Origin of the sequence: Marivirga atlantica, assembly GCF_016734805.1 — a bacterium.
GTDB classification, from domain to species: domain Bacteria; phylum Bacteroidota; class Bacteroidia; order Cytophagales; family Cyclobacteriaceae; genus Marivirga; species Marivirga atlantica.
Map to the genome: position 1 here is coordinate 890077 of NZ_JAERQG010000002.1, position 23232 is coordinate 913308.

The following is a 23232-nucleotide window of genomic DNA, read 5'->3' on the forward strand; positions in this document are numbered from 1 at the left end:
TTCAGCGGTCTTATTCTACGATTGATCCATCAAATCTGAGGCTTCAGTTATTTTTATCTTTCTCTATAGACATGGCAAGGTATCTTAGTGACATAAACTAATTACTACCACTATGGAGAAGGCCTTACTTCTTACTCATGCATTTGCAGGATTCATTACCCTTATAACAGGCATCGCGGCTATGCTTAGTCCTAAAAAGCTTAATGTTCATAAACCTGCCGGAAATATCTTTTACTATGCCATGTGGTATGTTGTTATTTCTGCTTTTGTACTTTGTTATCTGAAATCTAATGTGTTTCTATTTCTGGTAGGTACCCTAACTTTTTACACCAATGTTACAGGCCTGCAGAGCCTTAAACTATATAAAAGTAAATCACCGAAAGTTAATTTCAAGCATTGGCTGCCTTGGATAGTTACTATGCTATTTTTAATTGCATGTCAGTATTTGGTAATAAGCAAATATGGTTTCAAATGGGAGGGAGCTTTTGTGGTTATTAATGTATTCACCATTATTCTGTTTGTTAATCTATTACAAGATTTAGGCTTTCTTTTAGGTAAAAAGCAAGACAAGAAAGGCTTTCTTGTGGCTCATGTAGGAAAAATGGGAGGCACCTTTATAGCCGCTATAACGGCTGCTTTGGTACAAAATGTAGATACAAACCCTATGTGGATTGCCTGGCTCGCACCAACTGCCTTAGTTTCACCTATCTTAGCTTATAATTCTGCTCGAATACGAAAAGGTACTTTCTGGAGAAAGAAGGCTTCTACATTAAAAGTCTAATTATAGTTTTGTTAGAGAAAGTTTTAGAAGATATGTATGTCAAAAAACTTACTCAATACTGTTAAGACAAACATAATCCCAAGCACTAAAGGACAAACATAAACAATCATGAAGTTGAAATATTTCTCTTTCCATGACCCTACATAAGTGTCGTTTCCCTTTGCTATTTCTTTTGATAAGTTTTCAACTTTCCACTTATAGGCGATAAAAATACTTAAAAGAAAGCCCCCAAGTGGTAAGCTGATTACAAAGAACAAATCTTCCACAACATCCATAAAAGATTTGTTACCACCTTCATAAAAAGTGAAGTTAGTAAACATATCAATGGCACCATGTCCTAACATGCTTGGTAATCCGATAAGAAAAATGACTATCGCCATTGTGCTAACAGCTTTTAAACGGCTCCATTTTTTCTGATCAATTAAATAAGATACTGGAACTTCCAATAAAGAAATAGTAGAGGTTAAGGCTGCAAAACATAGCAGTAAAAAGAAACCGCCACCTACCAATTTACCTACAAACAGTGGCATTGTTTTGAATACCCCTAAAAGCGCAACAAATACAAGTCCTGGACCTTCACTAGGTGATTGCCCTTGAGAGAATACTAAAGGGAAAATCATAAGACCTGCCAGAAAGGCTACTAGGGTATCTGTAACTGTAACCAGAGAAGCCGAACTCAGTAGATTGTCATCTTTACCAATATAAGATCCATATGTAATTAAGGCGCCCATGCCCAAGCTCAATGAAAAGAATGCTTGACCCAAGGCAGAATATATAGTTGCTCCATTAATAAGACTGAAATCGGGAAGTAAATAAAACTCAACGCCATCAATTGCATTTGGTAAGGTAAATCCATATATGATTAGTGCAATAAGAATAAAGAACAGTGTTGGCATCAAAATCTTTGCTGTGCCTTCAATACCTTTTTGGATTCCTTTGTAAACCACAAAAGCAGTAATAAACATGAAGATTATACTGTAAACCAAGTTGTCCTCAAAGTCAGCTACATAACTCGAGAAATAGCTGCTAAAGTTAGTTTCATTAAAAATATCGCCTTTCACAATTTGAACGAAATAGCCGAAAGCCCAGCCAGATACAACATTATAAAAGGATAAGATCATTACGCCACAGAGTATGCCAAATAACCCAACCAGTGCCCATGACTTTCCTCCTAGCTGATGATAGGCTCCGTAAGGGTTGGCTAAAGTCCTTCTTCCTACAGCAATCTCTGCTAACATAATGGGTAAACCAATCAGAAATATCCAAAGTACATAAACTAGTAAAAAGGCTGCACCTCCATTTTCACCTGCTATATAAGGGAATTGCCAAATGTTTCCCAGACCTACAGCCGAACCAGCGGCAGCTGCTACAAAACCTAATTTACTTGAAAAACCTCCTCTAGCGTTTGGCATAATTTGATAGGTATAAGCGAATGATAAAATTTATTTGACGAGTTTCTCTTCATATGAATAATAATGCCGAAAATAGAGTTTATAATCTCAATTATAAAAGACTACCAGCAATAATTATTTTCATTTAGTTGAATTTATTTTAAAAGCTTAATTGAACTAACTTGCAACATGCTAAAAATAGGAGAGTGGAATTCATTAGAGGTAAAGCGTGAAGCACCTCAAGGTTTATATTTAGGGGATGCCGATGAAGATGTTTTATTACCCAATAAATACATAAAAGAAGGCACTGAAATAGGTAAGGAAGTAGACGTCTTTATTTACAAAGATTCTGCCCAACGTCCTATTGCTACAACTTTAAAGCCCTATGCAGAGATCAATCAAATTGGTTTCTTCGAGGTAAAGCAAATCACGGAAGTGGGTGCTTTTGTAGATTGGGGACTTGAGAAGGATCTTTTAATACCGTTTTCTGAGCAATCTGACGAGTTGGAAGTAGGCGACTGGATAGTGGCTTATGTCGTGCTCGATCCACAAACAGAACGTATCATAGCTACTATGCATGTCGATAGCTTCCTACAGCTTGCAGATGAAGCCATTCAAGAAGGACAAGATGTTGAATTAATTATTTATAGAATTACTGATTTGGGCTATCAGGTAGCTATTAATCAACACTATAAAGGCTTAGTTTATGAGGATACTGTATTCGAATATTTGGATATTGGTATGGAAAGTAAGGGCAAAATTAAATCCATTAGAGCCGATGGCAAGATTGACGTTCAATGGATAGTGCCAAATGAAAAGAAAGACTTTATTATAGAAATGTTAGAAAATGAAAATGGCTTCCTTCCTTACCATGATAAGTCTGATCCTCAAACAATTAAAGAAACATTTGGTTTAAGCAAACGCGAATTCAAAAAGCATATTGGGAATCTGTTTAGAGACCGCAAAATAACTATCAAGCCTGATGGCATTTACTTGAACCAAAATGAACCGAACCCATGAGTTAATAAAAGCCTGGCAGCAAGGTTCATCGGATTACCGAGCAAACAATAGTGATCTGTATAAAAAGCTGCGAAAAACGAAAATAAAAGAACTTGATAAAGCTTTTCATGAGCAGCATGAACAGGTTTTTCAATCAATGGATTGCTTGGAATGTGCCAATTGCTGCAAAACAACCAGCCCCATATTTTATCAAGCTGATATTGATAGATTAGCTAGAACGCTCAAAATGAAAGTGCCTGAATTCATTGATACTTATTTAAGAGTTGATGAAGATAACGACTATGTTTTGAAATCTTCTCCGTGTCCTTTTCTTGGCCATGATAATAAATGTATAGTATATGCCAGCAGGCCAACTGCCTGCAGAGAATACCCTCATACTGATAGGAAGCGTATGAATCAGGTTTTAAATCTGACTTTCAACAATGCAGAAATCTGCCCTGCTGTTTATGGTATTTTGGAGCGGTTGAAAGAGGTTAAGGCTTAAACACCACGATTCTCACAGTTGATGTTATCACCAACGGCTAATGTAAAAACTTGAATAGGTATTTGTTGGTGATAACACCAACAAATTGAAGGAGGTAAACTTTATGAGAATACAGAAATATCTCATTTGGGATTTATTGCTGAAGCTCACTAAACTTCACCAAATCAAATTTATCTTCGTTTCTCACTACGGGAACGAAAAGCTCGTTTAGTCGCCTAAACTCCAAAGGCTTTTTCTCCTTCATCGCAATTTTACCTATCTGCCAGTAGGCTTTTAGTCTTTTGAGCTCAGCATTTTCATTGGCTTCTGGCTTATCACTAATATGTGCCATCATTTCAAATACTGTAGCATTAGAAAGGGTTGATGGTATATTCGGTTTGGTATTTGGTTGATTGATAGAGACATGAAAGGCTTTTAGAAAAGCTACCGTATCCATAATGCTTGTTTGAAAGAATTGATCTACAGAATAATCAACGAATTGAACGTTGTTATTGCTGATCTGAGCTACTCGTTGTTTTAACTGAGGCTTAAAAAGTTGAAAGAAATGTTCGTCATCTACATCTAAAAGCCATTTTCTAACAAAATTACCAAGCCTTCCATTTGTTTTCATGATGGACTTTGACAAAACCGGTTCATCAGCATAAATACTCCAAAGCATGGGCAGTCTTACCGGAACATTGACCTGATGCCGCTGATTATATGCTTTTACCACATCCAACATGCATTGACAAAGCTCCTCATCAAACATGCTTAGCATGCCATAATGATCACTAAAATGCTTAATAGGAATGTTGTGATTTTCGAATCGTGCCACCTGAGCTAAAAGCTCGTCTTTAATTTTAGGGAGATGTTGATGACTAACATTTAGGTTAATTAACCTTTTGAAAATTCTTTCACCATTTTTTTTGCGACTCAACTTTGCAGGATAGTTGGAAGTGAGGGGAGGACCGCTACTAATATTAAAATGCAGACCTATATCAATTCGATTGCCATATTGCTGATTAAGCGCAATAACCCGATTAAAATCATTGGCTGAACCATTCGCAAAAGCCGCCACTGCTGTTATTAAATCATTATTAATAGCATTTACAATTCCTCTGTCTATGATTGGAGTGGCTCCAAAATCATCTGCTGTAATGATTAATTTAGGCTTCATTTTGGTCTTTGACTTTTAAGGATGGCTGATTACTTACACAATTTAATAAATTGTGAAAAGTATATCGATTTAATCATAAAAAAAGCCACTGACCTTCGCAGATCAGTGGCTTCTTAAGAAATTATAGGTGTTAAAACTATTCTTCTGTGATAGTTACTTTTTCCATTTTATCACCTTGTCTGATTTCATCAATTACATCAAGGCCTTCTACTACTTTACCAAAACAAGTATGGTTTCTGTCTAAGTGAGCGGTGTTTTTTCTACTATGGCAGATGAAGAACTGTGAACCACCAGTATTCCTTCCTGCATGAGCCATAGAAAGTACGCCTCTATCATGGAATTGATTTTCACCATCAAGCTCGCAATCGATAGAGTAGCCTGGTCCGCCAGCACCTGTGCCTGTAGGATCACCACCTTGAATTACGAAATCAGGAATAACTCTGTGGAAAGTAAGGCCATCGTAATAGCCATCTTTTGCCAGTTTGTGGAAATTTTTAACGGTGTTAGGTGCATCATTGTCATAAAACTCAATGATCATGGTACCCTTGTTAGTTATCATTTCTGCTTTGCTCATATTCTTTTGTATTATGTAAATTGTATCAAGTACAAAGATAGGTTGTTTTTTTAAGAGTTAGTGGTGTGAATAACGCCCCAACTTGTATAGGCGTAATGTTCCATCACCTTTAAATGTATTTTGTCAGATAGCTTATACATTTGTTCAAGATTTCCACCCTTTTTAAGTATCACAAACAAACTATACTTTTTGCCATTCGTGAATTTTAAAGTAAAACCTAAATGAAATTTATTACTACCTCTATCTGTGAAGGATTTAACTGTTGACCATTGGTATGACTGATCATTAATTTGAAAATCATTTTCATTTACGGTAATAGTAACATCATACTGCTTAAGAGGAAATCTATGAGCAAAAATTAGTATTAGCATCATTAAAGCTAACATGCTAAAAGCGATGATAGGTAAGCCTAAAACAGCTAAAATAATCATAACAACCAAAAGAAACATGCAACTCGTAAATAAAACAATTCCGTGTAGAAACTGATTGGATGTTTTAATTCTAAATGTCTTTTCTTCCATACTTTACTAACATATTGACTTTAGATTCTAGCCTCTAAATTCTATTGCGTTGCCAAATTAGCTCGTTGGTATCCACTATTTCTGAAATAATACCTGCTTCCTTTAAGGTGTAAACTACATTCTTGAGCATCTTATTACTTACCCATCCGTCAGTGGCCCATTCTGTAGCATGATACCATTTGGTAGCATCTCGTTTTTCAATACCATAACGCTCGCTCACCATGTCAATGGCATGGTCATGCTCCATAAAAATAGCACAAGACTTGTGAATGGATCGAAGCATTTTTGATACTACTTTTGGTTTTTCGGTCAATACTTTTTCAGAAGCAGCCAATACAAAACATGGCCAAGGTGTTACATACTCACCAATTCGTTTCAAATCACCATTGATTACATAGGGCTTGGTGGTGTATTTCTCCCAGTAGAATACATCCGTTTCCAGCTTATTAAGCGATTCAATTGCACCTGAAAGATTATTGATAATACTAAACTGCTCATCTTCAATTTTCTGATCTTTGTCCATGGCATCAACAATAGCCATTAAGTGTGAGCCAGAACCTATCCGGCTAATGGCATACTGTTTATCATAAATATCCTTATGGTTATTAAGAGGATTATTAACACCGGTATGTATGCCCCATGTAAGCGGACTTTTTACATAACCACTTATAATTTTAGCTTCATTTCCTTTGAGTATGTCGCTTACAATGCCTTCGGTTAAAAGTACACATACATCAACCTCATCGTTTCTCAACGCCTGGGTCATTTGTCCGGTACCACCATCAAAATCTTTCCATTTGAGGTCAACACCATCTGCCTCAAATGCATTTTCTTCTAAGGCTAAATGAATGGGTAAATTGAAGTGTTCAGGAACTCCGCCTAATCTTATCTCGTCCAAAACTTAATTTTTAAATGAATGTACAAACATACATGCTTTACCCGCTTTAATGAAAAATGTTTAAGTAAAATCACATTTCCTTCTATCAATTACACTTTGATATAGATTTTTGCGTTCTTCGCAGCAGTTTTTGGTTATGAAGAAAAAGAAAGAAAGCAGTATACTTAAGAAATTACTAAGGCTAGGAGTAAAGTTGGCTCTGGCAGTAGTGGCCTTGGTGGTTATTTTTATTTTCAGCGTTAAATTAGGACTTTTTGGTAAGCTACCTTCTGAAAAAGTGCTCAAGAATATCCAGCACCAGCAGGCTACTAAAATTGTTGATAAAGATGAAGCAACAATTGGTTTGCTTTTCAGGGTATATCGTTCTAATGTGCAATATGAGGAACTTCCGGATCATCTGATTGATGCCCTGATTGCAACTGAAGATGCAAGATTCTTTGAACATCATGGGATAGACTACCGAAGTTTAGGGCGTGTTCTTTTTAAAACAGTTTTACTTCAAGATAGATCAGCTGGCGGAGGTAGTACCATTACACAACAGCTTGCCAAAAACCTATTTCCACGAGATATCAATAATAAGTTTGACATTATTGTTGCCAAGGTAAAAGAACTTTTCACTGCGAGTAAGATAGAGGATCTTTACAGCAAAGAGGAAATTCTGATGCTTTACCTAAATACGGTAAATTTCCCTGATAATACCTTTGGCATTGGTGCGGCAGCGCAGACTTTTTATAACAAATCTGTTGATCAGTTAACAACTGATGAAGCAGCGGTGCTTATCGGAAGCTTAAAGGCTAACCATACTTACAACCCAAGACTCTTTCCTGAAAATAGTTTAGAAAGAAGGAATGTGGTGCTAAGCCAAATGCTGAAGTATGAGAAAATTGATGAAGCAACATTCGATAAACTCACTGCTCTTCCCATCAAACTAAATTACACTAATATTCAGCCTAATTACGGCATTGCTGGCTATTTCAGAGAGCAAGTAAGAAAGCAATTGGTAGAATGGGCGGAAGCGTATCAGAAGAAGACAAAAAAGGAAATCGATATCTATGGCGATGGATTGATTATACATACAACTCTAGATAAAGCACTACAGGAGGCTGCCGAGAAAAGCATGAAGGAGCATATGGCCTTACTTCAAAAAGCTTTTGAGCGAGAATGGGGCAATGGCGGAAAATGGAATGATTATGAGGTATATGCCAAGTATGTGAGGCAAACCCAAGCTTATAAGCAACTGGCAAAAGAGGGCAAAGCCGAAAACCAAATCATGCCTTTGTTGTCACAAAAGGAAAACAGGAGCTATTATGATATAAATAAATTAAAAACGGCCAAGATCAGCCTTATTGATAGCGTTAAGCAAAGTATCAAACAACTGCAAGCAGGATTTGTAGCCCTTGATCCGGACAATGGTGATGTACGTGCTTATATTGGTGGTAAGGATTTTCAGCATTTTAAATACGACCACGTGTTGCAAAGTAAAAGGCAAGTCGGTTCTACCTTTAAGCCATTTATTTATGCAACAGCTATAGAAGGTGGAGTTGATCCTTGTAAATATTTCCCAGCTAATGCTGTAGAATATGCTGATCAGGAAGGTTGGAAGCCCGTAAATAGTGATGATGAGGATTATAAATACCTGAATGTAACTATGCAGGAGGCGCTTCGGAAATCTATGAATACTGTTTCAGTGAAGGTGCTGGAAGAAGCAGGTATTGCTGACGCGATCAAAACAGCACATGAAGCAGGAATCAAATCAAGCTTACCAGAAGTGCCTTCATTGGCTTTAGGTACGGCCGAATTGAGTATGATGGAATTGGCCACTGCCTACACTGCATTTTTGAATAAAGGCTATCACTTTGAACCAAGAATGATCACTAAAATAACCACGGCTTCAGGAGAAGTTCTTGCAGAGTTTGAAACCAAAGAAGGCGAGGGCAGGGCATTTGATAAAGAAACAGCTGCTTTACTCTTGGAGATAATGAAAACGGTGGTGGATAAAGGTACCGCTTCACGAATCAGGTGGAAGTACCATATCCAGTCTGAAATTGCCGGTAAAACAGGAACTACTCAACAAAATAAGGATGGCTGGTTTGTAGGTATTACACCTGATCTGGTTTCAGTGAGTTGGGTGGGTGCTGATGATGGTGCAATTGGCTTCAGAAGTACAGCTTTAGGACAAGGCGCTAATAGTGCTTTGCCTATTTATGCTGGCATGGTAAAACAGATGGAAAAATCAAAAGAACTCAATAGCGAGTATTTGAATCGTTTTGAAAAGCCTGAACAAGCTATTTTTAATCAGTTAGACTGCCCACCGGTGAAGGAAGATGGCTTCTTTAAAAAGATATTTTCTAACAAGGACAAGAAGAAAGACTTCAACGAAGAGGGCAAGCAAAATACCAACATCTTCAAGCGGATTAAGAAGATTTTTAATTGATGCAGAAAGTCTAGATGTTATTACTAAGCATTTGTGATTAACTTATATTGTTAAGAATAAACAATATTTATGAGTAAAAATATTTTACTATTGATTATTCCTATAATCATAATTTTGTTGCTCAAATTTTATAATTCTTATAGAATAAGTCAGGAAACTTATAATCTTGATACCCTTCAAATTGTAGATGAGGTTACTTTAACTGATAAATTTGATATTATTTGGTTTAGAAAAGACTTAGGTATAGCAGACTATAGTAGCTGTATGCTTGGATTTAAAGAGGTAGGACAAAAACATTTAAAGGAATTAAATGTGTTTTTCATATCGGATTACATTACAAATATTTTTGTCAAAGATAATAAATTACTGATTGAGCTTTATGAAGATAAATATTCAATTAATAGAAGTGCTTTACCCGATTCACTAGATATCACGATTAATTTGGACGGAGTGGTGAAGAATTCATATTGGTATAGAATAAATTCTTCTGTTATGCCTCCAAAATAGTCACCGTAACTGTTCTGCTTCCACCATTATTTCTATGTTCGCATAAATAAACGCCCTGCCAGGTTCCTGTTAGAAATTTACCATCTTTTATAGGTACGCTTACTGAGCTTCCTAGCAACGAAGCTTTAATGTGAGCAGGCATATCATCCGGTCCTTCCAAGGTATGCTTGTAATAAGGCGCATTCTCCGGGACCATCTCGTTAAAATGACTTTCAAAATCCTCCCTTACCGTTGGGTCTGCATTTTCATTAATGGTTAAACTAGCCGAGGTGTGGTGAATGAAAATATGGGCAATTCCAGCGTCTATTTTACTTAACTCAGGTAAGTTATCTACTATTTCTTGCTCTATAAGATGGAATCCTCTTGAACGCGCTTTGAGTTGAAAAGTATGTTGCGTTGCCATTATTTGATGATGTTAAGTATTATGAATTAAGCGTTATCCTTTTTTGAGCAAAAAATAACCAAATATTGATAAGCATAAAATCATAATACGTAATACCTTGTTCTTACTCATCAATTCTTTACCTATTCATAGAAATCATTGCAATATAACGACCTTGGTAATTTTATAGTTTTTAATTAATAGATACAAAAAGTATTAACCTAAACTAAACTATAGAATTATGGCTAAATGTTTCGCGCTTCTTGGTTGGAGCCTTCCCGTTATTGAAAGTATGCAAAAGATGGATAAACCTTATGTTGTGGTTTCCTTTCCAGATTTTGAACAATATGCAGCAGAAAATAATATTCCTTTTGTTTCCTATCAATTCGATGAGTGGAGTGATACATCCAACTCATTAGATTTACATGAAAAGCTCAAACCTTACAATGTAGATGTTGCTGTTCCGCTTTTTGAAGAAACGGTAGAATGGGCTGGAGCATTAAATTCAATTTATAGAGATGATCCCCGCGTATTAAACAGAGCGTTTCTATTCAGAAACAAAGCAATGATGAAGCGTAAAGCTTTGATTGGTGGTCTTCGTGTGGGTTTATTTGAAGAAGTTTATAATAAAGAAGGCGTAAAGGAATTTATGAAGCGCCTAAATGCTGCAAATCTTCAAGTAGAAGGAGAGGAAGATAGCTGGGTGCATATTAAACCTTTTGCTTCGGCGGGAACTGTAGGGCATAGACTTTTACGTTCTATGAGTGATATTGACGAGAAATGTGAGGAAGGTGATTTCCCTTGTCTGGCAGAAAGCCATTTGCCGGGACAGGAATTTTCTTGTGAAGCCTTTGTTCACGGAGGAAAAATTAGATTCCTGAACATTACCGAATATGTTAAATTAGGTTATTCAAACTTCATCCCTGAAGGAAATTACCTGCATACTAAGCGCGAAAAGATCATGAAGGAGATGCAGAAGCTTGTTGATTTATTCGGCATTCAATATGGCATGATCCACCCTGAATGGTTCTTAACTGAAAATGATGAGCTCAATTTTGGTGAGGTTGCTTGTAGAATTCCTGGTGGTCATATACTTGAGCTTTGTGGTAAAGCATATGATTTTGATGCTTTAGCAGCATTTGTATTGTGCCATGATCCTGATTTAACTGAAGAGGAATTGAATAAAATTCTTCCACCAATTGATGCAAGGCCAAAAACTTTTTATGGTAATGTGATGATTTATCCGCATAAAAATAGAATTGAGAAATTGGAGATTCCGGAAGAGTTGAAGGAAGAGCCTTTCTTTTTAGATCATAACCTGGTGCCACCACTTACCACACAAAAGATAAATGACCGGGATGGTTTTGGTAACCACTTTGGTACCGTTAATTTTAAAGGAGACGATCCTGATAGAATGACTGAACTATTACTGCATTACGAAAATGTAGATTTTTACGTATAAATAACTCATCTATTATTTGAATAAACAGAAGCGATCATGCTGCTTAAAGTAATGATCGCTTCACTAGTTTTAAGTATATTAAGAATTATCACAAAACTTAACTTTTTTAATTTAACTGAATGTCTGAACAGACAATTGACGATATAAACCAATCCCGCCTTAAAGAACTTCTTAATGATTTCTTTGAAGCTACTTCGCTGACTAAGCCAGATAAAGCCAATAAGCTCATGAATCAGATTGATATTATGGCTGATTCTAAATTAGGGATAGAATGCATTTACAGCTATGTTCCTAGCTTAACAGAGGCAGGCATTTTTGATGGATCTCCCTGGGCTGATCCTTCTAAATTGGTTCCTAATCTGGCAAATGGAACTTTAAAGAGCGGACATCCAAATAGCACCATAGAATTGCTGAGTGAACTGCGCTTAATGGCCATTGTTAATGGAGATTTAGATAATGGGCAAATAGAGCCAGATGAAGCTAGTAATTATCTGCAAGAGATAATCGTAGCTAATTTGGAGTTTGTTTTTAATGAGCCTCAGGAAGAAACTCGCTTGATGATGAGTGATCATGAACTCGTCAAAGTGCATTCATTATTTAAATTCATAATTGATAAAGTTGATCTGGAGCAGGTAAAGGAGAAGCTTTCAGAGGAACTTACCCTGATATGCGCCCAGCGTCCCGTAGTAACGGAGAAGCAGCGAAACATTATTGCTTTGGTTAAGGAGAAATTGGACTTAGATGCCTATAAACCCGAAGATCGCAAACTACTGCGTTTTCAAAAATGTATATACAGTCCAACAGAAGGTTCAGCTGATAAGCCTTTAGATGAATACGGTCATTATCTTAAAACCTTAACCAAGGCAGAACTTTATGCCGAGGCTCAGGAAATGAGTAGCCGGATGTTAGAGTTTGGCTTGGTTAGTCAGTATCAGGGAATTTTATTGCTCCATTTAGTGCGTAATGAGTTTCATCAGATCGTCCCGATCTGTTTGGGTTTAAACCCTGTTGGAGAGGCCAAATGGAATGAGAATATAGCTTTTGTTTCAGACTTAATTAAAGATACCGTTCATCCTTACAATTGCCAGTGCATCTATGGTTTGGCGAAGATGCTTGAAAATGGTGTTTTAGGCAGAGAAGCCGTTCGTAGTAGTTTGTCGAATCTGGCTACAAGTCGAATTCACCTAAAAGTGGAAGAGCGAATTGATAAATCTACGCGTAAAAAGAGCAAAGACGTTAGCTCAAGACAATACTTAATGGGTTCACTGTTTAGAATATTGGGTCAGCCGCTTGGTGTCGGTCAAGGGAATAATCCAACTTGCCAGTCAGCCAGAGGTATAAGTATGTGGAGTAAACATTCTCCGGCAAAACTGATCAATATGGTACAAACAGTTGCTGTACATGATGATATCAGCTTTCGTTTTGAAGGGCAAGAGATTAAAGCATCAGAAACCATTGAAGGTCTTGTTCATAATTTGGATTACAATTTAGATGCTGTTTCAGTTACCCTTGTACCATTATTGGATAAGGTATACAATGAAATGATGCGTAGAGCAGCCGGCAGGGGTGATGATCCGCATAAATGGGTAAACCCTGCGCTATATGGCCAATGGATTTTAATAGGGTTTGCTTCTGCTTACGATTATCTATCTAATGCCATAGTGGACTTTGACGGATTTACCAGAATATTTTATGGCATGTGTCACCCTGAATATAATGGTCAGCATCAGTTAATTTATCCTAATCCCATAGGCATCTTTATTACCTCTTCAAAAGGAGAGTTTTTGGGTTTTCATGCTGTTTCTTTATTAAGAGTAGCAAAAGATGATAACAAAGAATACAGAGCCTATTTTTTAAATCCTAATAATGAGGGAAGACAAGATTGGGGACAAGGTATAAAACCATCTGTTTTCGGAAATGGGGAAATAGCAGGAGAATCATCTTTGCCACTTCATCAATTTGCTGCAAGAGTGTATGCATTTCACTACAATAATTTATCACAAGTCAGCAAGCAGATGGAAATTCCTGATTCAGAAATTCAGAAAGTAAAAAAATTAGCGAAGGAGAGTTGGGGGCAGGCTTACACATGGTTAGAAACTAAAAAACAATGGTAAAACACTCATCTAGGATTGAACTAAAACAATCAGCTTATAAAAATAATGTTAATTTCATCAGAAAGAAGATAGGAGCGCATCCCATTTTATCTTCGGTAGTTAAAGCTAATGCTTACGGTCATGGCATACATTCATTTGTGCCAATGGCTGAAAAATGCGGTGTCAAGCATTTTTCTGTTGCTTCATCTTTTGAGGCTGAAGAAGTTTTAGAGGTCTGCCAACCTGATACTGATATCATGATAATGGGTATTATCTATGAAGAGGATATTCCTTGGGCAGTAGAGCATAACATTTCTTTCTTTGTCTATAATTATGATCGGCTTGCACTTTCTTTGGCGGCCGCTGAGCAAGTAGGAAAGCCTGCAAAAGTGCATATAGAAGTGGAAACAGGGGCAAACAGAACTGGTATGCAGGCGGATGAATTCCCAAAGGCCCTGACATTCTTAAGAAAGCATAAAGACAAAGTGGAGTTTGAAGGACTATGTACACATTTCGGTGGTGCAGAAAGTATTTCAAATCAGTTTAAAATTGATCAGCAGCATGCCAGGTATAAAGAGTTTTTAAAACAGTGTAAGAGCAAAAAGATTGAACCAAGGCTTAGACACATCGCCTGTTCTGCAGCAGCTCTTGCCATGCCTGATACGGTTTATGATTTAGTGAGAATTGGTGTGGCACAATATGGATTTTGGCCTAGTCCTGATATTTATTTTCACCACTTAAATGAAGTCGGCAAAAAGTCTGATGGCGCCCTCAAAAGAGTGTTTTCATGGAAAACAGACATCATGGATATCCGTGACGTGAAAGAAGGTGAGTTTATTGGTTATGGAACCTCTTACCAGGCTTCACATAATATGAAGATAGCAGTTATACCGCTGGGATATTCTAATGGTTACCCAAGGGCATTATCTAACAGAGGCTTTGTGCTTATTAATGGTAAAAAGGCGCCAATAGTGGGACTTATCAACATGAACCTGTTTATGGTGGATATTACCTATATCAAGGATGTTTCAGTAGGAGATGAGGTGGTGTTAATTGGTCGGCAGAAGAATAATGTGATCAACGTAGCCAGCTTTACGAACAGCACCATGCTTTTGAATAACGAAATGCTGAGTCGATTGCCTGCAGCTATACCTAGGAAGGTGGTTAAGTAATTTGATATTATGTTCATTATACAAAAAATGAAAATCAAACTTGATGATTAATTTACAGTAACTCAAATCCAAGTCACATAAAAGAGTTGAATATTACTTAAAACTATATGGGTTAATTGATTCACTTTTTTAATTTCTCTTTTGGATTGGCTTAATTTGCACTAAGACTAATAGCATTAACACATTTAGAAATCCTAATTAGATGAAAATATATTCAACACGAATAATGAAAATAGGAATTAATAGAATCACAATACTTTCACTTTTTTTACTTTTCCTTAGTTCATGTAAAACAGAAGAAACAATTCAAAATAATTTACAAGCCAGCTTTCCAGAAGGTGTCAAGTTATTTTTAAATGGGGAGAATTATGAGGTAAGTAATATTCTCCCTGGAGACACTTTATCAATAGAATTTTTATTGGAGGCCAATTGTAATGATAAGGCTACTCTTGAGACTGTAACTTTTAGTTTGAATGAAATATCTGGTGTACCAAATTTAGATATTAATGAAGAGGTTAGAAAGGTAATAAACGTAATAGAAAGGGAAGACGTTATTAATGAGACATTTGATAAGCGTTTCTCTAAGCTTATGAAGTATGATATTGTCATCCCCGTGTTTAATAATGATTTTATTAATGGATATACCTTTGATTTAAATATAACAGCGAATTTTAGTGATAACACAAATGAGAGTCTGATAGTGAACGGTGTTGATTTAAAGGGTAAAATAACTCAAAAAGAAACTATCAGTATCAATAGTGGTGGACTATCTTTTAAGTTTAAACTTTACAATAACTATGTTGGTAAATCATTGGATGATCCGAAGGGATTAGGTTTTAATATATTTGAGCAAAAATATACAAATATTGCCTGTGAATTAGATACCTCTTGCACTTATGGTTTATACAAGTCAACTCTGTTAAGCCTGACTTATAATGCAGAGGTTAATCAAAACGCGGAATTGTTTACTTCATCTTTTGGACATTTAGATCAGAGCATAGTTTCTTTTGAGAAAATAAGTGAATATAATTGGGAAAGAAATTTTATTTATCCGTCATCGGAAGTTATAAATGTTGGGAATGTTGTCAGTAATCCGATTGAAGGAGATGTTTACAGACTTCGCTATAACTCGAACCTCGATGCCTACATTGGAATGGTAAGAGTGATTTCAATATATGAAGATGAAAAAGAAGGTTTTGTTGAATTTGAGGTTTACATTAATAATTTTTACATGAATTTGTATGATGAGAATTTTAATAGTGTAACCAATTAAATACAGATTTTTATTCTTTCTATCGTACGTTTCTACACTATTAGGTAATTATTATTAACTGGAAGTATTTTTAGAGATTTTGATGATAAAAGTAGAGCCGGAGCCTATCTGGCTTTTTATATCAAAATCACAATTATTCTTTTTCAGCAGTTCTGTCACCATTGATAAACCTATTCCTGTTCCTTTTTCCCCTGTACTTCCTATACCGGGTTCAACTAATTTGCCTTCCTTAATTTGATTGATTTTATCCAATGAAATTCCTTCCCCTTCGTCTGTTACCGCTATGCAAACATATTCTTTATCTTCTAATTCATTAATAATGACCTGACCTTTGGGTGGTGAAAACTTGATGGCATTTTGTATTATATTCCGTAAGCAAATTTTGATATGATCCGGGTCGGCTGAAACCATATTAGTTTCTAATTCATTAGAAATTTTCAGCTTCTTCACCTTTATCACAGGCCTGTTAAAAGTGATAATTTCATCAACCATCATTTTAATGTCAAACATGCTTGAGCTAGCCTGAATATCTGAAAGATTGGCTTTTGACCATTGAAGTAGATCAGTAATAGTATCCTTGATAGGTAAAAATCTAGTCTTCAAATTTTCAATAAAGGACTCGTAATTTTCTGAAGTGATAATTTGATACTTTGTTGAATTCAGAATTGATTCGAAGGTATTTAGCGGGCTTCTTAAATCATGCGATATAATCGAAAAGATTCGATCTTTAGACTTATTAGCCAACTCAAGTTGCTGTTTAATGTTCTCTAATTCAGCTACATTGCCTATATAACCTGAAACTGCGATTACTTCTCCATTTTTATCCAAAATTGGATTGGCACGTCCATAACCCACAAAGTATGAATCATTAGCAAGGGCTAATTCCTTTTTAGTTTTAATGGATTTCTTACTATCAATTACTTCTTTAACAATTTCTTCTTGCCAATCAGCCACATCTGCGGGCATTATTTCATGTGCATGCTTGCCTATTATTTCAGATCGTTTCTTATTAAAAGCTTTTTCATAAAATTTATTAACAACTTTGAAAGTGCCGTCAGGATTAAACAGGGCTACAAATACAGACAAATTATCTATGGTATCGTACAAATCTTTCTGAGAGGCTGAGATGTCTTTCACTGATTTCATCAGAACATTATTAAAGAATAATAAAAACAAATAAAGCAGTATGGCTAAAACTACTGTGTTCTGGATGGTGATGAAAAAGCTTTGATCAAATCCTTCAGGCTTAAAATATTGTCTGTAAAACTTTAAAGATACAATCACTAAAAAGATACCCCAATAACTGCGATGCTTGGCATTGCTGGTATACAATAGTATACTAACAGCCATCATAGCGTATAAAATATTTTCCACTTCCGTGAATAAATTTTGATTGTAGGCATTAATAGAAAGGAGAATGACTATAATAGAAGTAAATATGATGTAGTAAGTTTTAGCTATAGCATGCTGTTTTCGGTAAACAAAAATGAAGTTTAAAGATAAGATGACGGCACCACTGAAAATAATGGCCGATTGTATCCAAAGAGCTTCGAACAAGGTGATAACAGTCATAATTAAGCAAATAAATGTTACTATAATTATCAATCTGTTAAGTAACTGAACTCGGCTTTTATCCAGTCTGTTAAGCTCGTGATTAACAGAAAGGTTAATTAATCTTTTGATAATGAGATTAATCGATAACTTAGACATAACTGCTATTCCCCCACTTTAAGATAGCAGATTAGATTTTAAAAAACAGTCAGATTGAACTTTTTAAAGATGGGCTTGGTCGAATTATGTTAGTGAGAGGTGCCTCTAACATAGAGGCTTAGTTTTCAAGGAATAAACAAATTTCAAATTATTGCTGTAAAAAACACAGAATATATTAGAATGGTAAAATTCCTTTAAACAAGAAAGTTATCATTTTTAACATTTTTCTCTATTGATATACCTTATTTCCTACGAATATCTGTAATTTGCGCACTTTTATAACAGTAATTACAATATGGCATTACAAGAGGAATTAGAACAACAAGGTGTTTGGCTTTTCAGATATCGCGGTACTTTACCTATAATAATTTTATTAATTGGCTTAGCGCTTTATTTTTATACTTCTTTGCATCCAGAATTATTTTTAATTCAGGATACCCAGATAAAAAATTATTACCTAATATTTTGCATAGCAATTAGCCTTTTAGGACAGTATATAAGAGCCTACACGGTTGGTTATACACCACCAAATACATCTGGTAGAAATGTAGCAAGACAAGTTGCCGATACCTTAAATACCACTGGTATATATTCAACTGTAAGACATCCGCTTTATGTAGGTAATTTTTTTATGTGGTGGGGACCTGCTCTAATGACAGAAAATATATGGTTTAATGTGGCCTTTATATTGTTCTATTGGGTGTATTATGAAAGAATTATGTTTGCTGAAGAACAATTCTTAAGAAGGAAATTTGGAGAAGTTTATGTTAAATGGTCCGAACATACTCCGGCCTTCATACCAAGTTTCAAAAACTTTGTTAAACCAAACCGAGAATTTAGCTGGAAAAAAGTGCTTAAAAAGGAAAAGAATGGCTTCGCGGCAATTTTTATTATTTTCTTTTTATTTGATGCTGGTGCAAACCTTTTACAAGGAAGCTATGAGTTTAATATTTATTTAACAGTAGCGTGCATTGCATCAATAGTGCTATACATTATTCTTAAATTATTAAAGAAATCGAAGTTGCTGGCAGAATAAAGTAGGATGTCAGAAGGTAGGCCTTAATATTTTGAAGGAGTTAATTATTAAACGACTAAGGCAAGTCTAAAAGTTAATGAATATGCAAAGCATCAGTTTAATGGCTGATGCTTTTTTGTTGAGCGGTCTTTAACTTTAAAGTCTAATAGCTCTCCACTGGTCTTGTTTCCGATAAAACAAGAGGAGTAGTATGACTTAGTGTTCGGCCACATTCCAAATGAGGCCGAGAAGGTTTTAGCATTTAAAAGATTCTTGTAGGATAAAATTTACTTTTTCAGTCTATCAAGCTCTTGCTGAAGCTTTGTCACTTGTTCTTCAGCACGTTTGAGATCAGTAATATCTCTGGAAACTGTAGAAATACCAATTACTTCACCTTGATCATTAGAAATAGGCTCACAACGAGTTTCTATGGTTAGGTTACCGGAAGGTAATTCTCGGATTTCTTCAATGCGCAATTTCTCACCAGCCAGAGCTTTGTCATACCTTTCCTTCCACTTGTTTAATTGGTCTTTAGGAAGGATGTCAAGAATATTAACTCCAGGCCTTAAATCAATATTAGATTGCGCAAATCGCTGCTTGAGCACATCATTTACTACTAAAATTTCATAGTTGGCATCTATAGCAAAGAAGGTGTCTTCTGTGTTATTGATCATGGCATCCATCACGAAACCTCTTCTTTCCATTTTTTGAGTGATTTCCTCCCTTTCTTGTTCAAGCTTTTTCTCGTGGGTAATATCTCTTGAAAAGATAGAAGCCCCTGTAGTGTTTCCGTGGCTATCTTTTATAGGATTAATGTCATAGTGCCTATAGCTGTTTTCGCCCTTAACAGAACTTTTAATAGTGAATGAAAGTCGCTCTCCGGCAAAAGCTCTGTCATAATAGGCTTTCCATTCGTCACGAACATCACCCAGCATATCTAGTGCATTATGGCCTTCTTTCATTATTTCATACTGAGTGCCTTTGTACCTGTCTTTTATTACCTGATTCATTACCAAAATGGTGTAATCAGTATCAATCAAGATAATGGAATCAGAAGTATTGTTAATGAGTGCATTTAAGGAAGTTTCCTTTTGTTCCATTTCTGCTTGTGCTCTAGCCATTTCTTCTTGAGTGGCTTCCATTTCCTCCATGTTTTGGCGCATCTCCTCTTCCTGCGAACGCATCTGTTCAGTCATTTCCTGCGACTCTTGAAGTAATTTTCTGGTACGCTCATTTGTTTTGGTATTGGCTATTGTAGAAGCGATGTTTTCACCCAGTTTCTCAACAAATTCAATTTTATAAGCAGGTATTTTATCAATTGAAGCAATTTCTACAACTCCTCTTATCTCTTCATTAATTTTAAGTGGAACGATTAACACTGCTCGAGGAAGGGTTTCGCCTAAACCTGATTTAATTTCCACATAATTTTCAGGTACTTCGGTCAGATAAATTTTATCACCTTCCTGAACTACCTGACCGACAAGGCCTTCGCCAATACTTAACTCTTGCTTAATTCTTTTTCTGCGTTCGTAGGCATAAGCTGCCTCAAGTACAATTTTCGTTTCTTCGTCCTTATTATTAGCATCTGTTAGTACAAATAGAGCTCCCTGGTTGGCGCCTATATATTTCACTAAATTAGATATAATCAGAAAAGAAAGGTCTTGAATATTATCATTATTGGTTCTTAAGATATCAGCAAATTTTGCCAATCCTTCCGTTACCCAATTACGCTCTTGGTCTGCTTTAGCTGACTCCTGCATCTGATCACGCATTTGTAACAATGAGTTGGCCAGCGCATTATCATTTTCATCTATTCCTTCAAATTTGGCATCAAGCTTTCCCTCTCCAATCTTCTTAGTGAAATTTGTTGCATTCTTTAAAATATCAGCAAGCGCATTGGTATTTTTAGCGATATACCCAACCTCATTTCGGGTATTATAATCAATTTTATCAGCTAAGTTACCTTTAGCTAACTCTCTTGAAGCCAATGAAACTTTATAGATAGGCCCCAAAATTAGATAGCGCATAATCAAAATAATCATGACTATTAAAAAGGATACGTACAGCATGATAATGACGGTAGCAATATTTTTCTTGCGCTCCTCCTTGATAGTTAGGTTTACTACCTCTTCCTGTACTTTGCTAATTTCCTTTTCAAAGCCTGCGTAAAGATCACTTAATGCTTTATTATTACCACTAGACTTGAAATCATCAGTCTGCCAATTATATAAGGAGGTTTTATAGTTATCCCAGGCTGTTCTTAAGTTGCTCATGGCGGCTAAATAATCTTTATCCTCAACAGCCTTAATTTTCACTGCTTTGTCGTTGTAGGTGAGTTCTCCGCCTCTATGGAAAACATATATTAGCTTATCTATCTTTTTAATATGTTGATCAAATTTATTATTGTCATCAGCAAGGTTGTCAGGAGCCAAGGGTTGGACAATCAAATTGAGATTAGTCAAATATTGATTGCGAAGGATGGTTTTTTTTGTAAAACCGAGTTGGGTTAAAACTATGAATGTAGCAATTGCTAAAATAATTGTACCTAAGCCTACCAAATAGGCAAGATTTCTAATTTTCCAATCCTTTAATGGTCTTTTGAACAACCTCATAAGCTTTTTACTTGGCTTTATTATTTAATTTCCTGTATGGTAAAGGCCACTGCCTGATCCAATGAGTTAAACCGAATATAAAATGATTTAAAGTAATTACCATCGTATTGTGGGCATTTATTACCTTTCTCCAGGTGATAGATGAAAAATTTCTGACTACGTTCATAAAGTTCATGCTGATCTGGTTTACCCAATAAGTTAATCATGGCATTTTCAGATAATCCCTTAAGCTTTTCTGATTGGCTAATAATAGTATCTACAGCTTTGAGTCTTTGCTCATCGCAACCTCCCATATCAGCTTTCCAGGCTTCTACATTAACACCTTGTAATGAAGGCAATTCCTGGCAGGATGAAAACAAAACAACTATTATCAGGATGCTAAAAAATTGCTTCATATGACTGCTTTCTCCGTGTTTACCGCTAATTTTTCTCCTTGCTGATGTTTACTATGGATAATTAATAAGCTAATAGCTGATAAAATTGTATAGCCAGCAACAATCATGATGAAGGTGTTACTAATGTCAGGGACTATAAATAATATGAGTGCTAAAGGGTTGATGATCAGTCTGGTAAACTCTACCTTTAGCGCATAAGTCTTATCTTCCAAAATTACTCCGCATGAAGTTACAGCAAAAATGATTAGTGCTACTGAGGAAATTTTTTGCCAAATATCTAGCGCCTCCGCATTGAACAAGAAGAAAGCTGTTGCACCTAAAATGATAAAGTATTGAATAAGTGCGTATAGGCTAAGTGGTCCGCTCACTTGTCTATCATATTTTTTATCTTTTTCAGGATCAACTTGGGGTATTGGTAAAGGGCCTCCCATTTCAGCCGGTTGCCAACCTGGCTTGTTAAAAACATAATTAAACTTATTCTTAAACCCTTTCATGTGCTTAAAACCTTTGGCCATTTCAACATAATGCTGAAGGTTTACCCAAACGGGGTTCCAACTTGCCGTTTGCTTTGTAATACCATAAGTTGGCTTTTCCTCTTCTTCTTGAAAGGTACCAAACATTCTATCCCAAATAATAAAAACACCAGCATGGTTCTTATCTATGTATTTTGGATTCCTTCCATGGTGTACTCTATGATGAGATGGTGTATTGAAAATCCATTCTATAGGTCCTAGCTTACCGATGGTTTCAGTGTGAATCCAGAACTGATAAACCGTTACCAAACCAGACATTAAAACAAAATTGAGTGTATCAAAACCTAGTATGGCAATAGGTAAGTAGAAGAAGAAAGTCCAAATTATCTGAAAAGATCCTTGTCTTAAGGCTACCGAAAAGTTGTAATCTTCACTTTGATGATGTACCACATGACCTCCCCAGAAAAGATTAATCTCATGACTTTTGCGGTGAGCCCAATAATAGAAGAAGTCTACTAATACAAATAATAGTATTAAATTATACCAGGTTGGGGCTATTTCAAAAAGCGCGAAATTTTCATAAACGAACTGATAGGCAGCTACACTAAGTACTTTAAAAAATACACCTGTTACCTGTTGGGTAATACCACAGCTAATATTGGTGATGGCATCATTTAATCTGTATATTTTATATTTTTTGATTGCTTGAATAAGCAACTCAATACCGATTAGTGCGAAATATATAGGTATTGATAATATGATCGGGTTTAAATCCATATGGGTATTGTATTAAATTGAAAGCACTTATGAAAATCTTGAGAGTGCTTTAGTTCGAAATATACAATTTTGCGTAAAAAGTTCCTGAAAAATTAAGAGAAT

20 protein-coding genes are annotated in these 23232 nt (G+C 35.8%); 10 read left to right on the forward strand and 10 right to left on the reverse strand.

All coding sequences use genetic code 11. The annotated features are described in order from the left end of the window. The first annotated feature begins 112 nt into the window (after positions 1 to 112). Positions 113 to 781 carry a hypothetical protein gene (locus JKP34_RS10965; protein WP_201921030.1) on the forward strand — a complete coding sequence of 223 codons (669 nt, stop codon included), beginning with the start codon at positions 113 to 115 and terminating at the stop codon, positions 779 to 781. 23 nt (positions 782 to 804) lie between these two features. Here JKP34_RS10965 and JKP34_RS10970 read toward each other — a convergent pair whose 3' ends face one another. Continuing rightward, a complete protein-coding gene (locus tag JKP34_RS10970) occupies positions 805 to 2193 on the reverse strand; it encodes a sodium-dependent transporter (protein ID WP_201921032.1) in 1389 nt (462 codons plus the stop codon). 168 nt (positions 2194 to 2361) lie between these two features. On the opposite strand from JKP34_RS10970, the gene JKP34_RS10975 reads away from it, so the two are divergent. Then, a complete protein-coding gene (locus JKP34_RS10975) occupies positions 2362 to 3192 on the forward strand; it encodes a CvfB family protein (protein WP_201921036.1) in 831 nt (276 codons plus the stop codon). Continuing rightward, positions 3176 to 3676, forward strand: coding sequence for a YkgJ family cysteine cluster protein (locus tag JKP34_RS10980; protein WP_201921038.1), 501 nt, complete (start codon positions 3176 to 3178; stop codon positions 3674 to 3676). Before JKP34_RS10975 ends, JKP34_RS10980 begins: the two co-directional genes overlap by 17 nt. Positions 3677 to 3809: 133 nt before the next feature. On the opposite strand, the gene JKP34_RS10985 is transcribed toward JKP34_RS10980, so the two are convergent. The 4 genes from JKP34_RS10985 to JKP34_RS11000 all read right to left on the reverse strand — a co-directional run bounded on the left by JKP34_RS10985 (position 3810) and on the right by JKP34_RS11000 (position 6825). Then, entirely contained in the window at positions 3810 to 4832 is a 1023-nt protein-coding gene (locus tag JKP34_RS10985) for a ChbG/HpnK family deacetylase (protein ID WP_201921043.1), read from the reverse strand. A 136-nt stretch (positions 4833 to 4968) separates the two neighbouring features. Beyond that, positions 4969 to 5406 carry a peptidylprolyl isomerase gene (locus JKP34_RS10990; RefSeq protein WP_201921045.1) on the reverse strand — a complete coding sequence of 146 codons (438 nt, stop codon included), beginning with the start codon at positions 5404 to 5406 and terminating at the stop codon, positions 4969 to 4971. Positions 5407 to 5456: 50 nt separating this feature from the next. Beyond that, positions 5457 to 5927: a hypothetical protein gene (locus JKP34_RS10995; protein ID WP_201921047.1), complete on the reverse strand. Its 471-nt coding sequence runs from the start codon at positions 5925 to 5927 to the stop codon at positions 5457 to 5459. A 34-nt stretch (positions 5928 to 5961) separates the two neighbouring features. Beyond that, a complete protein-coding gene (locus tag JKP34_RS11000) occupies positions 5962 to 6825 on the reverse strand; it encodes a substrate-binding domain-containing protein (RefSeq protein WP_201921049.1) in 864 nt (287 codons plus the stop codon). Positions 6826 to 6961: 136 nt separating this feature from the next. Between JKP34_RS11000 and JKP34_RS11005 the strand changes: the two genes are divergently transcribed. Then, positions 6962 to 9259, forward strand: coding sequence for a penicillin-binding protein 1A (locus JKP34_RS11005; RefSeq protein ID WP_201921051.1), 2298 nt, complete (start codon positions 6962 to 6964; stop codon positions 9257 to 9259). Between the two features lie 69 nt (positions 9260 to 9328). Then, positions 9329 to 9766: a hypothetical protein gene (locus JKP34_RS11010; RefSeq protein ID WP_201921053.1), complete on the forward strand. Its 438-nt coding sequence runs from the start codon at positions 9329 to 9331 to the stop codon at positions 9764 to 9766. On the opposite strand, the gene JKP34_RS11015 is transcribed toward JKP34_RS11010, so the two are convergent. Next, positions 9750 to 10169 carry a secondary thiamine-phosphate synthase enzyme YjbQ gene (locus JKP34_RS11015; RefSeq protein WP_201921055.1) on the reverse strand — a complete coding sequence of 140 codons (420 nt, stop codon included), beginning with the start codon at positions 10167 to 10169 and terminating at the stop codon, positions 9750 to 9752. The genes JKP34_RS11010 and JKP34_RS11015 overlap by 17 nt on opposite strands. Positions 10170 to 10389: 220 nt before the next feature. On the opposite strand from JKP34_RS11015, the gene JKP34_RS11020 reads away from it, so the two are divergent. The 4 genes from JKP34_RS11020 to JKP34_RS11035 all read left to right on the forward strand — a co-directional run bounded on the left by JKP34_RS11020 (position 10390) and on the right by JKP34_RS11035 (position 16148). Beyond that, positions 10390 to 11610: an ATP-grasp domain-containing protein gene (locus JKP34_RS11020; RefSeq protein ID WP_201921059.1), complete on the forward strand. Its 1221-nt coding sequence runs from the start codon at positions 10390 to 10392 to the stop codon at positions 11608 to 11610. A gap of 119 nt (positions 11611 to 11729) precedes the next feature. Continuing rightward, positions 11730 to 13724: a hypothetical protein gene (locus tag JKP34_RS11025; RefSeq protein WP_201921062.1), complete on the forward strand. Its 1995-nt coding sequence runs from the start codon at positions 11730 to 11732 to the stop codon at positions 13722 to 13724. Further along, the gene (gene alr / locus JKP34_RS11030) at positions 13718 to 14875 is read left to right on the forward strand and encodes an alanine racemase (protein ID WP_201921065.1); all 1158 of its coding nucleotides are present in this window, start codon (positions 13718 to 13720) and stop codon (positions 14873 to 14875) included. The genes JKP34_RS11025 and alr overlap by 7 nt, the downstream gene beginning before the upstream one ends. Positions 14876 to 15101: 226 nt before the next feature. Further along, a complete protein-coding gene (locus JKP34_RS11035) occupies positions 15102 to 16148 on the forward strand; it encodes a hypothetical protein (protein ID WP_201921068.1) in 1047 nt (348 codons plus the stop codon). 54 nt (positions 16149 to 16202) lie between these two features. Here JKP34_RS11035 and JKP34_RS11040 read toward each other — a convergent pair whose 3' ends face one another. Further along, positions 16203 to 17720: a PAS domain-containing sensor histidine kinase gene (locus JKP34_RS11040; RefSeq protein WP_201921071.1), complete on the reverse strand. Its 1518-nt coding sequence runs from the start codon at positions 17718 to 17720 to the stop codon at positions 16203 to 16205. Positions 17721 to 18153: 433 nt separating this feature from the next. On the opposite strand from JKP34_RS11040, the gene JKP34_RS11045 reads away from it, so the two are divergent. Then, on the forward strand, positions 18154 to 18894 hold the full coding sequence (locus tag JKP34_RS11045; RefSeq protein WP_201921074.1) for a methyltransferase family protein: 741 nt from the start codon (positions 18154 to 18156) through the stop codon (positions 18892 to 18894). A gap of 266 nt (positions 18895 to 19160) precedes the next feature. On the opposite strand, the gene JKP34_RS11050 is transcribed toward JKP34_RS11045, so the two are convergent. From JKP34_RS11050 to JKP34_RS11060, 3 genes are read right to left on the reverse strand one after another with little or no spacing between them, the layout of a single operon-like run. Further along, positions 19161 to 21485: a PAS domain S-box protein gene (locus JKP34_RS11050; RefSeq protein ID WP_201921077.1), complete on the reverse strand. Its 2325-nt coding sequence runs from the start codon at positions 21483 to 21485 to the stop codon at positions 19161 to 19163. 20 nt (positions 21486 to 21505) lie between these two features. Then, entirely contained in the window at positions 21506 to 21880 is a 375-nt protein-coding gene (locus tag JKP34_RS11055) for a hypothetical protein (protein ID WP_201921080.1), read from the reverse strand. Beyond that, on the reverse strand, positions 21877 to 23130 hold the full coding sequence (locus JKP34_RS11060; RefSeq protein WP_201921084.1) for a sterol desaturase family protein: 1254 nt from the start codon (positions 23128 to 23130) through the stop codon (positions 21877 to 21879). Before JKP34_RS11060 ends, JKP34_RS11055 begins: the two co-directional genes overlap by 4 nt. Positions 23131 to 23232: the final 102 nt, after the last annotated feature.

Bases quoted from the DNA above. Each gene is read 5' to 3' on its own strand.
- JKP34_RS10990 (WP_201921045.1), bottom strand. From the start codon at position 5,406: ATGAGCAAAGCAGAAATGATAACTAACAAGGGTACCATGATCATTGAG.
- JKP34_RS11010 (WP_201921053.1), top strand. From the start codon at position 9,329: ATGAGTAAAAATATTTTACTATTGATTATTCCTATAATCATAATTTTG.
- JKP34_RS11025 (WP_201921062.1), top strand. From the start codon at position 11,730: ATGTCTGAACAGACAATTGACGATATAAACCAATCCCGCCTTAAAGAA.
- JKP34_RS11035 (WP_201921068.1), top strand. From the start codon at position 15,102: ATGAAAATAGGAATTAATAGAATCACAATACTTTCACTTTTTTTACTT.
- JKP34_RS10965 (WP_201921030.1), top strand. From the start codon at position 113: ATGGAGAAGGCCTTACTTCTTACTCATGCATTTGCAGGATTCATTACC.
- JKP34_RS11040 (WP_201921071.1), bottom strand. From the start codon at position 17,720: ATGACTGTTATCACCTTGTTCGAAGCTCTTTGGATACAATCGGCCATT.
- JKP34_RS10985 (WP_201921043.1), bottom strand. From the start codon at position 4,832: ATGAAGCCTAAATTAATCATTACAGCAGATGATTTTGGAGCCACTCCA.
- JKP34_RS11050 (WP_201921077.1), bottom strand. From the start codon at position 21,485: ATGAGGTTGTTCAAAAGACCATTAAAGGATTGGAAAATTAGAAATCTT.
- JKP34_RS11045 (WP_201921074.1), top strand. From the start codon at position 18,154: ATGGCATTACAAGAGGAATTAGAACAACAAGGTGTTTGGCTTTTCAGA.
- alr (WP_201921065.1), top strand. From the start codon at position 13,718: ATGGTAAAACACTCATCTAGGATTGAACTAAAACAATCAGCTTATAAA.
- JKP34_RS11055 (WP_201921080.1), bottom strand. From the start codon at position 21,880: ATGAAGCAATTTTTTAGCATCCTGATAATAGTTGTTTTGTTTTCATCC.
- JKP34_RS10995 (WP_201921047.1), bottom strand. From the start codon at position 5,927: ATGGAAGAAAAGACATTTAGAATTAAAACATCCAATCAGTTTCTACAC.
- JKP34_RS11015 (WP_201921055.1), bottom strand. From the start codon at position 10,169: ATGGCAACGCAACATACTTTTCAACTCAAAGCGCGTTCAAGAGGATTC.
- JKP34_RS10975 (WP_201921036.1), top strand. From the start codon at position 2,362: ATGCTAAAAATAGGAGAGTGGAATTCATTAGAGGTAAAGCGTGAAGCA.
- JKP34_RS11020 (WP_201921059.1), top strand. From the start codon at position 10,390: ATGGCTAAATGTTTCGCGCTTCTTGGTTGGAGCCTTCCCGTTATTGAA.
- JKP34_RS10980 (WP_201921038.1), top strand. From the start codon at position 3,176: ATGAACCGAACCCATGAGTTAATAAAAGCCTGGCAGCAAGGTTCATCG.
- JKP34_RS11060 (WP_201921084.1), bottom strand. From the start codon at position 23,130: ATGGATTTAAACCCGATCATATTATCAATACCTATATATTTCGCACTA.
- JKP34_RS11005 (WP_201921051.1), top strand. From the start codon at position 6,962: ATGAAGAAAAAGAAAGAAAGCAGTATACTTAAGAAATTACTAAGGCTA.
- JKP34_RS10970 (WP_201921032.1), bottom strand. From the start codon at position 2,193: ATGCCAAACGCTAGAGGAGGTTTTTCAAGTAAATTAGGTTTTGTAGCA.